At 54.6% G+C, this 13,297-nt stretch carries 13 protein-coding genes and 1 other RNA gene; 6 read left to right on the forward strand and 8 right to left on the reverse strand.

What is annotated here, in order from left to right; all coding sequences use genetic code 11:
• Window positions 1-119: 119 nt before the first annotated feature.
• The 6 genes from H8Q75_RS10355 to gyrB all read right to left on the reverse strand — a co-directional run bounded on the left by H8Q75_RS10355 (window position 120) and on the right by gyrB (window position 5,985).
• Window positions 120-815, reverse strand: a complete 696-nt coding sequence (locus H8Q75_RS10355) for a DevA family ABC transporter ATP-binding protein (protein WP_024124087.1) — start codon at window positions 813-815, stop codon at window positions 120-122.
• Between the two features lie 9 nt (window positions 816-824).
• Complete coding sequence (devC, locus tag H8Q75_RS10360; RefSeq protein WP_024124086.1) at window positions 825-1,979, reverse strand: ABC transporter permease DevC; 1,155 nt, start codon at window positions 1,977-1,979, stop codon at window positions 825-827.
• A 9-nt stretch (window positions 1,980-1,988) separates the two neighbouring features.
• Complete coding sequence (locus H8Q75_RS10365) at window positions 1,989-3,152, reverse strand: ABC exporter membrane fusion protein (RefSeq protein WP_024124085.1); 1,164 nt, start codon at window positions 3,150-3,152, stop codon at window positions 1,989-1,991.
• Between the two features lie 88 nt (window positions 3,153-3,240).
• Window positions 3,241-3,828: a pseudouridine synthase gene (locus H8Q75_RS10370; protein WP_024124084.1), complete on the reverse strand. Its 588-nt coding sequence runs from the start codon at window positions 3,826-3,828 to the stop codon at window positions 3,241-3,243.
• A 10-nt stretch (window positions 3,829-3,838) separates the two neighbouring features.
• Window positions 3,839-4,025, reverse strand: a non-coding RNA gene (ssrS, locus tag H8Q75_RS10375) — 6S RNA.
• 37 nt (window positions 4,026-4,062) lie between these two features.
• On the reverse strand, window positions 4,063-5,985 hold the full coding sequence (gyrB, locus tag H8Q75_RS10380; RefSeq protein ID WP_297041515.1) for a DNA topoisomerase (ATP-hydrolyzing) subunit B: 1,923 nt from the start codon (window positions 5,983-5,985) through the stop codon (window positions 4,063-4,065).
• 126 nt (window positions 5,986-6,111) lie between these two features.
• Between gyrB and miaA the strand changes: the two genes are divergently transcribed.
• Window positions 6,112-7,050 carry a tRNA (adenosine(37)-N6)-dimethylallyltransferase MiaA gene (gene miaA / locus H8Q75_RS10385; RefSeq protein ID WP_024124083.1) on the forward strand — a complete coding sequence of 313 codons (939 nt, stop codon included), beginning with the start codon at window positions 6,112-6,114 and terminating at the stop codon, window positions 7,048-7,050.
• Here the strand turns inward: miaA and H8Q75_RS10390 are convergent.
• Together H8Q75_RS10390 and H8Q75_RS10395 are read right to left on the reverse strand one after the other, a co-directional pair.
• The gene (locus H8Q75_RS10390) at window positions 6,993-7,736 is read right to left on the reverse strand and encodes a type 1 glutamine amidotransferase (protein WP_024124082.1); all 744 of its coding nucleotides are present in this window, start codon (window positions 7,734-7,736) and stop codon (window positions 6,993-6,995) included. The genes miaA and H8Q75_RS10390 overlap by 58 nt on opposite strands.
• A 6-nt stretch (window positions 7,737-7,742) precedes the next feature.
• A complete protein-coding gene (locus tag H8Q75_RS10395) occupies window positions 7,743-9,338 on the reverse strand; it encodes a hypothetical protein (RefSeq protein WP_024124081.1) in 1,596 nt (531 codons plus the stop codon).
• Window positions 9,339-9,380: 42 nt separating this feature from the next.
• On the opposite strand from H8Q75_RS10395, the gene H8Q75_RS10400 reads away from it, so the two are divergent.
• The 5 genes from H8Q75_RS10400 to H8Q75_RS10420 all read left to right on the forward strand — a co-directional run.
• On the forward strand, window positions 9,381-9,812 hold the full coding sequence (locus tag H8Q75_RS10400) for a Holliday junction resolvase RuvX (RefSeq protein ID WP_157869621.1): 432 nt from the start codon (window positions 9,381-9,383) through the stop codon (window positions 9,810-9,812).
• 38 nt (window positions 9,813-9,850) lie between these two features.
• Window positions 9,851-11,881, forward strand: a complete 2,031-nt coding sequence (locus tag H8Q75_RS10405; protein WP_024124079.1) for a ribonuclease R family protein — start codon at window positions 9,851-9,853, stop codon at window positions 11,879-11,881.
• Window positions 11,882-11,885: 4 nt separating this feature from the next.
• Window positions 11,886-12,275: a YkgJ family cysteine cluster protein gene (locus H8Q75_RS10410; RefSeq protein WP_297041519.1), complete on the forward strand. Its 390-nt coding sequence runs from the start codon at window positions 11,886-11,888 to the stop codon at window positions 12,273-12,275.
• A 54-nt stretch (window positions 12,276-12,329) separates the two neighbouring features.
• Window positions 12,330-12,683, forward strand: a complete 354-nt coding sequence (locus H8Q75_RS10415; protein ID WP_297041521.1) for a hypothetical protein — start codon at window positions 12,330-12,332, stop codon at window positions 12,681-12,683.
• Window positions 12,684-12,710: 27 nt separating this feature from the next.
• A partial coding sequence (locus H8Q75_RS10420) for an ABC transporter transmembrane domain-containing protein (protein WP_297041524.1) occupies window positions 12,711-13,297 on the forward strand: 587 nt, incomplete at its 3' end.

Below are 13,297 nucleotides of genomic sequence, written 5' to 3' on the forward strand. Positions count from 1 at the left end.
AGGGTCCGCCAGCTTGCGGTTTGCCTTTGGGTCTATGAAGGGCAATGGGCGCTCTCTGTTGGGAACCTAAAGGATAATCGGCGAGTTTCACCGGTGCAGCCTGCCCTGGGATGGCGTTCTTAGGCAGAAATCCCAAGGCTGGTCTCTGAGAGGTGGCCATCTTCCATGTGAATAATGCGATCGGCAACATCGAGAATACGGTTATCGTGGGTTACGATTAAAATGGTGCATCCCTGTTCACGGGCAAGGGTGCGCATAATTTCCACTACATCGCGACCGGATTTTTTATCGAGGGCAGCCGTCGGTTCATCGGCAAGCACAATTTTTGGATGTCCCACTAGAGCGCGGGCGATCGCTACCCGCTGCTTTTGCCCTCCGGAAAGTTCATGGGGATAATAGTCTAGCCGTTCTCCTAGACCAACGGCACAGAGCATTGCATCCACCCGCTCGCGCACTTCCCGTTGACTGAGGTGGGGTTGCAAATCCAGCGCCATCTGCACATTTTGGCGAGCCGTCAAGGCATGGAGAAGATTGTGGCCTTGGAAGATATAGCCCGTTTGTCGCCGGATTTGAATTTGCTGCTCTTTGGTGGCATGCCGTAGTTCCTGACCAAGCACCCGCAGACTGCCTTCCTGAGCCGAGCGTAGGGCACCAATCAGCGTTAAAAGTGTTGTTTTGCCTGATCCCGAAGGCCCCGTCATGATCACAATTTCGCCCGCCTCAATCCGAGCATGCAGATCAAAGAGAATTTGCTTGCGCAGTTGCCCCTGACCAAAATAGTGATTGAGGCCTTGAATGTGGATCACTGGCTCCATAACACCATCCTAGAAAATATCGGCAGGATCAGCTGCTTGAATCCGCCGCATAGCGATCGCCCCCGAAAGGGTACACATTAACACCGTCAGTGTAAAGACCAAACTGGCGCGTTCTACGGTCATCCAAACTGGCAGAGAGGTGGCATTGGCAATAACGATATACAGTAAAAACGAAACAATAAAGCCGGGCACATAGCCCATACAGGAGAGAATGAGGGACTCCTGCATCACCACGCCATAGAAGAAGACATCGCGATAGCCCATTGCCTTGAGGGTGGCATACTCTGCTAAGTGATCCGTAACATCGGTGTAGAGAATTTGATAGACAATGACAGAGCCAACGATAAATCCCATCAGGGCACCGAGGGAGAAAATAAAGCCAATGGAGGTACTCTTTTCCCAGTAGCTGCGCTCGAATTCAGCAAACTCCTCGTGGGTCAGCACTAGCACATCATTCCCAAGGGCAGCATTCATCCGCCGTGCCAGGGCCTTTGTATTTACCCCCGGCCGCACCCGCACGAGCCCCACATCAATTAGGCCAGGATTGCGTTCCGGGAACAGCCGCAAAAAGTTCAAATCGCTAGTGAGCAAGTTACCATCGGCACCAAAGTTGGCTCCCATGCGAAATAAGCCTGCCACGGTAATTTTGCGGCCAGAGACTTCGGTTGTCACCTGCTCCCCTTGGCGGTATAGCTCAGGAATTGGCCCAAACTCAGCGCGGGATTGAGCATCAAAAAGAACGTGATCCGCGAGCTTAATGGCATCCTGCCAGTGGGGGGTATCGGAGACGGCAATGGAGACGGCCATCGGATCCACACCAATCACCATCAGTTGGCGAGTACTTTTATTAATGGGATTGCGCCAGAGGCCAAAACTGAGGTAAAGGGGAGAAACAGACTCGACCCCTTCAAAGCCCGCTGCTTGGTAGAGCCGCCGCCGCGGAAAGCTGCGCATAGCGATCAGCGCCGTGGATTGCGGACTAATGAGGACAATATCGGTGTTTAAGCTCTCGTGGAAGCGCACTGCGGCCTTAAAGAGGGCATCGCGAAAGCCAAACTGCATCAGCATGAGTACAACCGCAAAGGCAATACCGGCGATCGCCACCAACAGCCGAATCCGCTCCCGAATCAATTGCAACCAAGCAAGGGGAATTGCAAAAATCATCGGTACACCTCAACGGGGATCAATGGCCACTTCCACCTGCATATTGGTCAGACCTGCCACCGGTTCACTGTTATCTAAACGAATTTTGACTTCCACTACCCGCGCATCTGTTTTTGCAGCCGGATCTGTATCGGTCACGTCATTTTTGGCCACCACCAACCCCACCTGAGCGACACGGCCACTCAGGGGCGCCCTGAGGGCACTACTGCGAATTTCAGCCCGCTGACCCACACGCACCCGGGGCACATCGGTTTCATACACCTCCGCAACGGCATACATTTGGTCAGTATTGCCCAGTTCGAGAATGCCCCGTTCATTAATGTTTTCGCCAGCACGGGTGTGAATGCGCAGAATGCGGCCTTTGCGCGGTGCCCGAATAATTGTCCGCTGCAGGCGGGCTTCCGCCAGCTTTAGATTGCGCTCCGCTGAAAGAAGTTGCACTTGGGTTTGTACGCGTCCTAGATTCGCTTGGGCAGCGTCCACTGCAGCATTAGCAGTGGCCAGTTCTGTGCGGCGCTCTTCCTGTAAGCGAACGAGGTTGGCTTGGGCATTGCGCAGTTCTTCCTGTAAGCTGCGAACACGGACCGTGCGATCGTCGAGATCCTGTTGCGACACTGCCCCATCGGCAAAGAGTTGGGCAAAGCGCTGATATTCCCGATTGGCGGTTGCGAGTTCCGCTTGGATACGTTGAATGGTGGCCTGCTGGGCAGCAATGGCGGCAATAGCGGGTTCATTGGCGCGATCGCGACGCCGCTCGGCTTCGGCAATTTGAGCAAGGGCTAAGCGGGTTTCAGCCTCATAGCGTAGGCGGGCTTCCTGCAATTGACTGGCCGCCAAGTCTCGTTCGGCTTTGCGCTCCGGATAGGTATCTAAATAGGCAAGGGGTTGACCGGCAACCACGCGATCGCCTTCGCGTACCAACAACTGTCCCAATCGCTCCGTCATCGAGGGGGCACTCACCGCCACCACTTCCCCTTCTGGCTCGAGTCGACCAAGGGCGGTAATGCGATCGCTGATAGGGTTGGCTAGGGCAGCTTGAATTGCTTGTTCCTCACGGGCTCGCTGAAGCTGCTGCCAATAGTTCCAGCTCAGGAGTAAGCTCCCTAATCCGATGGCGATCGCCCCCCCGATCAGCCATGGACGACCAATTTTGCTCAGAAATGGCTGTCCCATGGGACGACCTCATCAATCCCTGCAGGGCAGTTAAGGTTAATAATTATGACTTCATCTTAATATAGGCTTACGCGATTATGAAGAAGTGCTAAGGTCGCCGACCACAGGATCGCCAAAGGGCTTGCCGTTCTAAAGGCAGAATGTCCCGCCATTGTCCGGGGGCAAGGTCGCCCAATTGCAAGTTGGCGATCGCCACCCGTACCAAACGCAGTGTGGGAAATCCTACCGCAGCCGTCATGCGGCGGACTTGGCGATTGCGCCCCTCCCATAGGGTCAGGCTTAGCCACTGCGTGGGGATATGGCGGCGATAGCGAATGGGGGGATGCCGTGGCGGCAAGGGGGGGTCTTGATCGAGGACTGCCACGCGAGCGGGTCGGGTGCGATAGCCTTGGATCACTACCCCCGCTGCTAATTGGCTCAGGGCTGCTGTATCGGGCTCACCTTCCACCTGTACCCAGTAGGTGCGCGGATGACCATAGCGAGGATCCGTTAAGCGGTGTTGCAACCAACCATCATTGGTGAGGAGAACTAGCCCCTCACTGTCGTAGTCTAGGCGGCCAGCGGGATAAACATCGGGGATAGGAACGTAATCTTTGAGGGTTGATCGCCCCTCTTGATCTTGAAACTGGCACAGAACCCGATAGGGTTTGTACAAGAGAATATAGCGATAATTCATGGTTAGGAAAAGTCTAACCGCGACGCCGTTTTACCTCAGTTTATGACCTAGTAAAAACTAGGGGGGAATGCCAACTGCAGACTTAGAAGTTTCTGGTTGAAAGACCAGTTTACTGCCGCCCGCAGTGTTGATTCCCAAATGTTTTGCAATTGTAGATCACAAAACAATATTGGCAGTCACCAACGTCGCAGCTAGACTAGAGCTACTATAGCACATCTACTTTGGGGGCTAGCTTTAGATATCGAGGTTCTCTAGTGCCAACTGTGGGCCATAGGTCTCGATAAATTCACGCCGAGGTGCCACGCGATCGCCCATGAGGATTGTAAAAATGCGATCCGCCTCAGCGGCATCTTCAATCTCCACCCGTTTGAGAATGCGGGTTTCTGGGTTCATCGTTGTTTCCCACAATTGTTCTGGCATCATTTCCCCTAAACCCTTAAAGCGTTGGATGGTGTAGTTGGCATTTTCCGGGAAGGAGGCAATCTGCTGTTGCAGCTCGCGATCGCTATAGCAGTAGAAGTGCTGGCGGCCCCGTTCCACTTTATACAGGGGTGGGCAAGCAATATAGATAAACCCTTGGTTCACTAGCTCCTGCTGATAGCGGTAGAAAAAGGTCAACAACAAGGTGCGGATATGGGAGCCATCTACGTCAGCATCGGTCATGAGAATAATCTTGTGATAGCGCAACTTGGCAGGGTCAAATTCCTCCCCCTTCACGCCCAGACCAAGGGCAGTAATTAAAGACTGCACCTCGTTATTCTTGTAAATTTTGGCATCATCGGTTTTTTCAATGTTGAGAATCTTGCCCCGCAGCGGCAAAATTGCTTGGAATCGGCGATCGCGCCCCTGTTTAGCACTCCCACCAGCAGAATCCCCTTCGACAATGAAAATTTCTGAGACAGCCGGATCCCGTGAACTGCAATCCGCTAATTTCCCTGGCAGCGTTGAAGACTCCAACACCGACTTGCGCCGTACCATTTCCCGTGCCCGCCGCGCTGCTTCAGCCGCATTAAAGGCTTGGATGGCTTTTTCCAAAATCGTGTCGGTGATGTTGGGATGAAAGTCAAGGTACTCCGTGAGGGCTTCGCCAACAATGGCATCGACAATGCCGCGCACTTCTGTATTGCCCAGCTTTGTTTTTGTTTGCCCTTCAAATTCAGGGTTGGGCACCTTTACCGAAATAATGGCTGTGAGGCCCTCGCGAATGTTTTCCCCGGCAAGGTTGGGATCGTTTTCTTTGAGTTTGTTGCGCTGGCGGCCAAGGGCATTGAGGGTCCGCGTCAGCACCGCCTTGAGCCCTTCCATGTGGGTACCGCCATCAATGGTGCGGATATTATTGGCAAAGCCTAGGAGATTTTCACTATAGGCATCGGCACACCACTGTAGGGCTGCCTCCACCTGCACATCGTTTTTTTCCCCTTGAATATAAATAATCTCCGGATGCAGCGGTTCCTTTTCCTGCACCATGTAGCGGACATATTCGCGGATGCCGCCTTCATAGCAGTAGGTTTCAGCCAGGGGGGGGCTAACACGCAAATCCTTAAATTCAATGCGAATGCCGGCATTGAGGTAGGCGAGTTCCCGCAGCCGTGTCATCAGCACCTTGGCATCAAATTCAATCGTTTCAGTGAAAATCTGGCGATCGGGAAAAAAGGTCACTGAGGTGCCGCGCCGTTCCTCAGTATCGGGGGTCTTTTCGAGGGGAGTCGTGGGAACCCCCCGTTCATAGCGCTGATGATGGACAAAACCATTGCGCCACACTGTCACCTCTAACCATTCCGAGAGGGCATTCACCACAGAGACACCCACCCCATGCAACCCCCCTGAGACTTTGTAGCCACCATCGCCAAACTTGCCCCCCGCATGGAGCACCGTCATCACGGTTTCAACTCCAGAGACGCCTGTATCGGGGTGAATATCCGTGGGAATGCCGCGCCCATTGTCGGTGACAGTGACGGAGCCATCGGCATTGATCTGGACTAAAATGGTGGAGCAGTAACCGGCCAGGGCCTCATCAACGGAGTTGTCCACGACTTCATAGACTAAGTGGTGAAGTCCCTTGGGGCCAGTGCTGCCGATGTACATCCCCGGTCGTGTCCGCACGGGTTCAAGGCCTTTGAGCACCCGCAACTGGGCAGAGGAATACTCGGCGGTCATGGCAACTCCCTAACTGCTATAGAATTGAGGCAAATGCGTTTTCACTTGCCTAAATGTCAAATCTGACCTAAATTTTAGCACATAAGGCTTATAGGCGATTCTAGGAAATTTTCAGGCTGTATTTGAGTGGGGGATGCAGGGTTAATTGTTATTGGGGGGGCAACGGCTACGGGCAAAACGGCGCTGGCGATCGCCCTTGCCCAGCAATTGAAGAGCGTCATTTTGAGTGCCGATTCCCGCCAGGTCTATCGCGGCTTTGACATTGGCACAGCCAAGCCCACCCCAGCCCAGCAACAGCAGGTGCGCCACCACCTCATTGATATTTGTGACCCCCGCGATACGCTGACCCTAGCAATTTACCAAGCCAAGGCTCAAGCCCTGATTGCCCACTACCACGCCCAAGGGATCACGCCCCTCTTGGTGGGGGGGACAGGATTGTATATCCGCAGTATTACCCAAGGGCTAACCATGCCCCAAGTCCCACCGCAACCCCATCTACGGGCCCAACTCATGGCTCTGGGTCAGCAGGAATGCTATCAGTGGCTGCAGCAGGTGGATCCTGTGGCGGCGCAACGGATCCATGCCCACGATCAAGTGCGTACCCTGCGCGCCTTGGAGGTCTATTACACCACTGGGCGGCCCCTCAGCCAGCAGCAACGGCGCCAACCGCCTCCCTACCGGATTTGGTACTTTGCCCTCACGGGGGGCGATCGCCAACAGCAGCGCCGCCGTATCGAAGCCCGCACTGAGCAGATGCTAGCCATGGGCTGGCTCGATGAAATTCGGCAACTGCAAAGGCACTACGGGGAGGATTTGCCCCTCCTAGACACCTTGGGCTATCGGGAAATGCGCCAATATCTGCGGGGAGAAGTTACACTCGCGGAGGCTATTGCCCTCACAGTGCAGCACACCCAACAATTTGCCAAACGACAGCGGACATGGTTCCGGGCAGAACCGGGCATCCATTGGCTGCAAGCCACCACCCTAGAAGGGCAACTGGCAGAGATTCAAGCACAATTAACTCTCTGCCCCAACACCACTGCAACAAAGCGGCGGATGAGCTGATTGGCATAGGGGGTGGGGCGAGCCGTTTGCTTGAGGTTTTCCAGGTCTGCAGTGCTCAGTTGATAGCGATCGCAATAGCGACGAATGCGGGCAAGGAGGTCGCGATCGTCCACCTCGGGATGAAACTGAAAGGCGTAGAAGGGTTTCCCCTCCAAACGAAAAGCATGGTAGGGACACAACTCGCTGTAGGCCAGTAAGGTTGCTCCCGCGGGCAGGGTCAAGGCGCGTTCCTGATGTCCAGAAATGGCCCAAAAGGGATTGGGAAAGCCAGCAAACAGGGGATCCGCGACTCCGGCCGGGGTGAGATACAGAGGGTAGGTGCCCATTTCCATGGCCGCGCGATCCACAATTACCCGTCCCCCCAAGGCCTGCACTGCCAATTGAAAGCCAAAGCAGGAGGCCAGCACGGGGATCCCCTGCTCAATACAGGCCAAAATTAAGTCCATGGCTGGTGGCACAAAGGGATAGAGGTCTGGCTTGAGCACTGTGGCATCACTGGAGCCGCCAATAAAAAGTGCATCAAAGCCTTGAATACAGTCGGGGGTAAAGTCATCACAGGCGAAGCCATTGAGGACTGTAAATTGCTCGGCAGCCAGGCCACTGAAGCGAATAAATTCCGATAGTTCCTCTTGCTGGGTGGCGCGATCGCCCCGTGCCTGCAGCAGTAGAATTCTTAGGGACTTCACAGTTTTCTAGGGTTTAGAAATCTCAATGGGCTGAGGGGTTGGCGGGCGCTGGGTGTCCACAAAACTAAACACAAGGGAGGTTTCAAAGAGTCCCACGTTTTGCTGGAGGGTTGGCTGCATCCGGGTTTTGCCCGTCAGGCCATAGGCCACAGCAAGGCCACAGGTGCCCCCAAGGTCATTGACTTCCTTGATCCAGTCGAGGAGCAGCGAACCACTTGCGGCGTCAAAGGTATCCAAAAGCCACAGATGATTGGCGTTTGTCTGAGCCAGGAGCATGACGATTTGCTCAGGGCCGGAGAGGGGAAAGACCGTCAGATGGTGAATGCCGCCCTCCTCAACAATTTTGGCGGTGAGCGCCGCCGCCGCTGATTTTTTGGTTTGAATCGTCAACACAGGATAGCCCTTAAACTCCTCGGGAATCTCTCCCCGTTGATGGTAAGCAACCGCTGCTTGTAATTCCTCTAGCTCCTTAGGAGGAAACCGCTTGAAGAGAATGTAGGCCTCCTCAGGAATCGCTGCGGTATCAATGGGAATCTGGCGCTGTGATTTGCTGTCCTCCGTGTCCTCATCAATGCCCGGTATCATCTGGGGCGCTGTTGCCACTTGCACCTGATAACCAAGGGCAAAATGGCAGGGTGAAGGAATCTTGAACCGCAGATTCAGTTCAGGGTACTCTTCCTTCTCAAACTGTTTCTTTGTCTTTTTCCAGAATTTGATCAGCGCCGCGATCGCCACATAGACCATCTCAGCCTCTTCAGGGGCATAGAAGTGACGGATCCCCTCCAAAGGATGGATGACCCCCAGTTCAATGGTGTAAGCATGCCCCCTAAGGACGAAAGAGAGATCGTTGCCTAAATCCTCCTCATCAACCTCGGAAAAATTCAAGAAGAAACAATCGTTGCGCAAAACCGTTTCCTCGAGGCGTTCAGCGTCCTCTTCATCAATGTAGGGATACTCTTGATCAATCTGCTGCCAAAAGTTGCGCAGTGCCTCCTGCCCTCGGTAGAGCATCAAACCAAAGTCACGCTTGGCCCCCTGGGGGCTCACCAGTACTGCAAAAAGGGTGGGGGAGTCCCAAGCATCGCAGTGGAGTTGAAGGGGGGTAACACTGTTGAGGCGCCGCCAGATATCCAGCTGGGCAAATTCCCCAATTTTCTGTTTGTAGAGGGGAACGTATTCCCGGGGGAGTACCTTGACATTTTGATCATCCCTGGTTGCTGCCGCCGCCATAAATTCAAAAAAATCATCAAGGGGGGGAACCTGGGCTTGATACTCCACCTGGATGTCGAGGGGAGCAACCACACCGCGCAGGAAAAATTGCAACTCACGGTCATCAACGATGATGGCGTCGGGACGGCAGGGCTGAGCTTCGGGATGACGGGGATATTCGATCGCCTGCACCAACAGCCGCGTCAGTTGCTCTGGGGTAGGTGGAAACTGACCGATCCCCATACTGCGTATCACCTGCTCCTTAGGATCGAGCCAAGCAGCACAAAAGGCCTCATCGTTGTCAGTACCGAGACTGCGACCGCCACCCACCCAAATGGCGGCAACTTGCGGTAAATTCAACAGACGACGGATGGTCGCAGTGGGTAGGTTCACAGGGCGATCGCTCCCAATTCCATAACCCTTCCACTCTAGCAAATGATAAAAATGGGTCGCACTAAGTATTTTTTGGGGTTTGATCCGGGGCAAGACAAGTGCGGTCTAGCCCTTGCCCTTGGTCAAGAAGTGGTGCGCCATGAAGTGGTGGCCAGCGATCGCGCGATCGCCTGTGTGCAGCAGTGGCACCAAGCCTACCCCTTTGAACAGGTGATTATAGGCAATCAAACCACCTCCCGCCGGTGGCAGCAGCAACTGCAAGCAGCTTTAGCTGTGGAAATTATTCCAGTGGATGAGCGCAATAGTACCCTAGAGGCCCGCGATCGCTATTGGCAACTCTTTCCACCCCGCAGTTGGCAACGGCTCATTCCCAAGGGGTTGCGCGTGCCCCCCCGCCCCATTGACGACATTGTGGCTATTGTTTTATTGGAACGCTACTGTGGCTATCCTCTGCTGCTCAGTCAGAGGCAATAAACTTTATAATTGTCGGATTACAGTACAGCACGGCAGCCGTGGAGAAAGGCACCCTCATTGAATTTCGGGTCAATAACCAGCGTCGCTTGGCGGTCATCGATCGCCCCGAAGGTAAAAAGCATTGGATTGCCATTGATCAGCATCTGCAAGCCCACACCATCCATCCGCGCCAACTCACATTTACGGTGCCCGAAGAGCGGTTTCGCCCCCAAGAGATTCCCACATTTTGGCAGCAGGTGCAGCCCCTCTTGGATGCCGACAGTTTAGAAGTGGCTTGGGAAATTATCCGCGAGGAAAACCGCACCATTACACCGGCGGATTTAGCCGAGCTGCTTTTTTCGGAGCGATCGGCGGTGGCCTGCTATGCCGCCTACTATCTTCTCAGCGAGGATCGCTTCTATTTCAAGCTCAAGGGAGAAACCTACGAGCCTCGGCCAGCGGCTCAAGTGGCAGAACTCAAACATCAAAGCCAGCGGGAAGCCCAACGCCTGGCGGAGGAAGTCAGCTTTCGCGAACATTTAGCTCAAGCCCTTAGGGGCGAAGCTGTGGAGTGGTCGGCCAGCGATCGCAGGCGCCTGGAACAGTTAGAACGTTATGCTATAGCCATTGAATCCAGTGCCCAACACCAAGCTGCCATTGATCTCCTCAGTGAGTTAAAGCGTCCTACTCAACCCCTAGGGGCATTCCAACTGCTGGTGGATCTCGGCCTTTGGTCGGAGCACGAAAATCTCTTCCTGCGCCGGAGTCAAATTGATGTTGAATTTTCTGCCAAGGTACTTGCTGTGGCCCATGAACGCCTGACCTCACCCCCCACGGACATTGACGCTCCCCTGCGCCGCGATCTCACCCATCTCAAGGTCTATACGATTGACGATGAAAGCACCCAAGAAATTGACGATGGCCTTAGCCTAGAGGTCCTGGGCGATCGCCAAAAGCTCTGGATTCACATTGCCGATCCCAGCCGCTGGGTGATGGTGGATGATGTTTTAGATCAGGAGGCTCGCCGCCGCGCCACAACAGTCTATCTGCCGACGGGGATGATTCCCATGTTTCCCACCGAGTTGGCCACAGGCCCGATGAGTTTGGTTGCGGGACAAACCTGTTGCGCCCTGAGTTTTGGCATTCTTTTGGCTGAGAGTGGCGAGGTTTTAGAGTACGAAATTTGCCCCAGTTGGATTCGTCCCACCTATCGCCTTAGCTATGACGATGTGGACATGATTTTGGAGCAAGGGGTAACTGGAGAAGCGGATCTGCTGGCGATCGCCCAATGGGGACAGCGGCGCAGTGAGTGGCGACGGCAACGGGGAGCGATTCGCATCCACATCCCTGAACCAAACATTAAAGTGGCTGGTGAAGAGGTGGAAATCTCGCCCCTCCATGATTCACCCGCCCGCCAGCTCGTGGCAGAAATGATGATTCTTGCCGGTGAAGTGGCCGCCCATTTTGGCGCCCGTGAGGGCATCCCCCTGCCCTTTCGCAGTCAAGCGCCGCCAGAACTGCCCTCAGAGGAGGAATTGCTGCAACTACCCGCTGGAATAGTGCGCGACTGTGCCATTCGCCGCTGTATGCCCCGCAGTGAAATGGGTACCCAACCCAATCCCCATGCGAGCCTTGGCCTTGATGCCTACTGCCAAGTGACCTCCCCCATTCGCCGCTACACGGATCTGCTGGCACACCGTCAGATTAAAGCCCACCTGCGGGGGGAAACCCCACCCCTAACACCCGAGCAACTGAATGAAATTCTCCTGGGGCTGGTGTCTTCCCTTCAGGAGTCTTCCCTTGTGGAGCGGCAAACCAACCGCTATTGGTGCTTAGAGTATCTGCGGCGGCATCGCGAAGAGGTGTGGCGGGGCATTTTACTGCGTTGGTTGCGTCCTGAGGAGGGGCTGGGGCTGGTTCTGTTGGAGGATTTGGCGGTGGAACTGGCAATGCGCTTTCAACGGCAGGCCAAGTTGGGAGAGTGTGTGCTGGTGCGCGTCAGTCGTGTGGATCCCCGCAGTGATCAAATTTGGCTGGAGGAGGTGCCTGCTGAGACACCAATGCCCGCAGAAACCGTTGCATTATCCTAAAAGCATGAAAAAGTGGCAGTGTATGCAAGGGTGTGGGGCCTGCTGTTACCTTGACTTGAGCGATCGCCCAGAGGTGCCCACCATTCTCAATGACGCGGAATTTGCCCTCTACCAATCCCTCATTGGTGCCGATGGCTGGTGTATTCACTTTGAACCCCTGAGCCGCCGCTGTCGTATCTATGAGGATCGCCCCCGCTTTTGCCGCGTCACCCCAGAGGTTTTTGAGGACTTGTACGGCATCCTACCGGCGGAACTGGATGAGTTTGCGGTTCAGTGTTGCTGTGAACACATTTGCGATCGCTACGGTGAACGGAGTTTTGAACTGCTGCGCTATGAATATCTAGTCGGGCGTAGCGTAGATTCTCCCCAAGCAGATCCCCCACCTTGTCACTGAGACACTGCCCTCTATAATGACAGCAAATGACAGCAAGTGTGTTCAGCCAGAGCCATGAGCGAGCAGTGGATGCGGGTTAACTTGGTAGAAGGCTCGGTAAGTTTTTGCTTTTCGCGCCCAGCGGCAGAGGCTCTACGCCAAGAGATTCAAGCCTTAATGGAACGGATGCGGGCGATCGCCAGAGCCAAAGCCAGCGGTACGCCTTTGGCCGCGCAAGCGGCGATGGAATACCAGCACGTTGGCGAAGTCTTTCTTGAAGTGTTTTGTAATCCGAATATCTGGCCAAACCCCTACGCTGCTAAAGTTCTTTTGACGGTACGCGATCAGCGCATGCGCTTAACGACTGAGGCAGAACTCAATCGTCTTGTGGAAGACCTCAACCAGTTTCTTGAAAGCGCTACCCCCTAGGGGGGCAATATCTGTTAGGTTGAGGATATGGTTACTCTTCCTAAAGCTGGCCGCTCTGGCCGTTTTCGTCGCCTGCTGGCCTATCTGCGTCCTCACCAAACAAAAATCTGGGGGGGCATTGCAGCGCTTTTCATTGTCAACCTCCTAGGGACCTATTTGCCCCTACTGATCGGCACTGCCGTTGATGAGTTGCAGACCAAGTTTGACTTTCAACGGGTGGTGTTCTATGCCCTGCTGCTGATTGGCTTAGCCTCCTTGATGTGGCTGATTCGCATGGCCTCGCGCCTGTGGATCTTTGGTGCCGGACGATTGGTGGAATTTGACCTCAAGCAACGGCTCTTTGACCATCTCCTGCGTTTAGAACCCAGTTACTTTGCGGAAAACACCCCTGGGGATCTCATTAGCCGTGCCACCAGTGATGTGGATAACATTCGGCGGCTCGTGGGCTTTGCTCTTTTGAGTGCCGCCAACACAGTCTTTGCCTATGGTATGACGCTGCCGGTGATGCTGGCAATTCATCCGGGGTTGAGTTTAGGGGCGATCGCCAGCACGCCACCCACCGCCGTTCCCGCCCCAAACGCAATAAATTCTTGCGCCACCCCAATGGTGAACAC

Source organism: Thermosynechococcus sp. OHK43 (assembly GCF_014466085.1).
GTDB lineage: Bacteria > Cyanobacteriota > Cyanobacteriia > Thermosynechococcales > Thermosynechococcaceae > Thermosynechococcus.

Excerpts from the sequence above, each read along its gene's own strand:
- H8Q75_RS10355 (WP_024124087.1), bottom strand. The coding sequence starts at position 815 with ATGGAGCCAGTGATCCACATTCAAGGCCTCAATCACTATTTTGGTCAG.
- devC (WP_024124086.1), bottom strand. The coding sequence starts at position 1,979 with ATGATTTTTGCAATTCCCCTTGCTTGGTTGCAATTGATTCGGGAGCGG.
- H8Q75_RS10365 (WP_024124085.1), bottom strand. The coding sequence starts at position 3,152 with ATGGGACAGCCATTTCTGAGCAAAATTGGTCGTCCATGGCTGATCGGG.
- H8Q75_RS10370 (WP_024124084.1), bottom strand. The coding sequence starts at position 3,828 with ATGAATTATCGCTATATTCTCTTGTACAAACCCTATCGGGTTCTGTGC.
- gyrB (WP_297041515.1), bottom strand. The coding sequence starts at position 5,985 with ATGACCGCCGAGTATTCCTCTGCCCAGTTGCGGGTGCTCAAAGGCCTT.
- H8Q75_RS10400 (WP_157869621.1), top strand. The coding sequence starts at position 9,381 with ATGATAAAAATGGGTCGCACTAAGTATTTTTTGGGGTTTGATCCGGGG.
- H8Q75_RS10410 (WP_297041519.1), top strand. The coding sequence starts at position 11,886 with ATGAAAAAGTGGCAGTGTATGCAAGGGTGTGGGGCCTGCTGTTACCTT.
- H8Q75_RS10415 (WP_297041521.1), top strand. The coding sequence starts at position 12,330 with ATGAGCGAGCAGTGGATGCGGGTTAACTTGGTAGAAGGCTCGGTAAGT.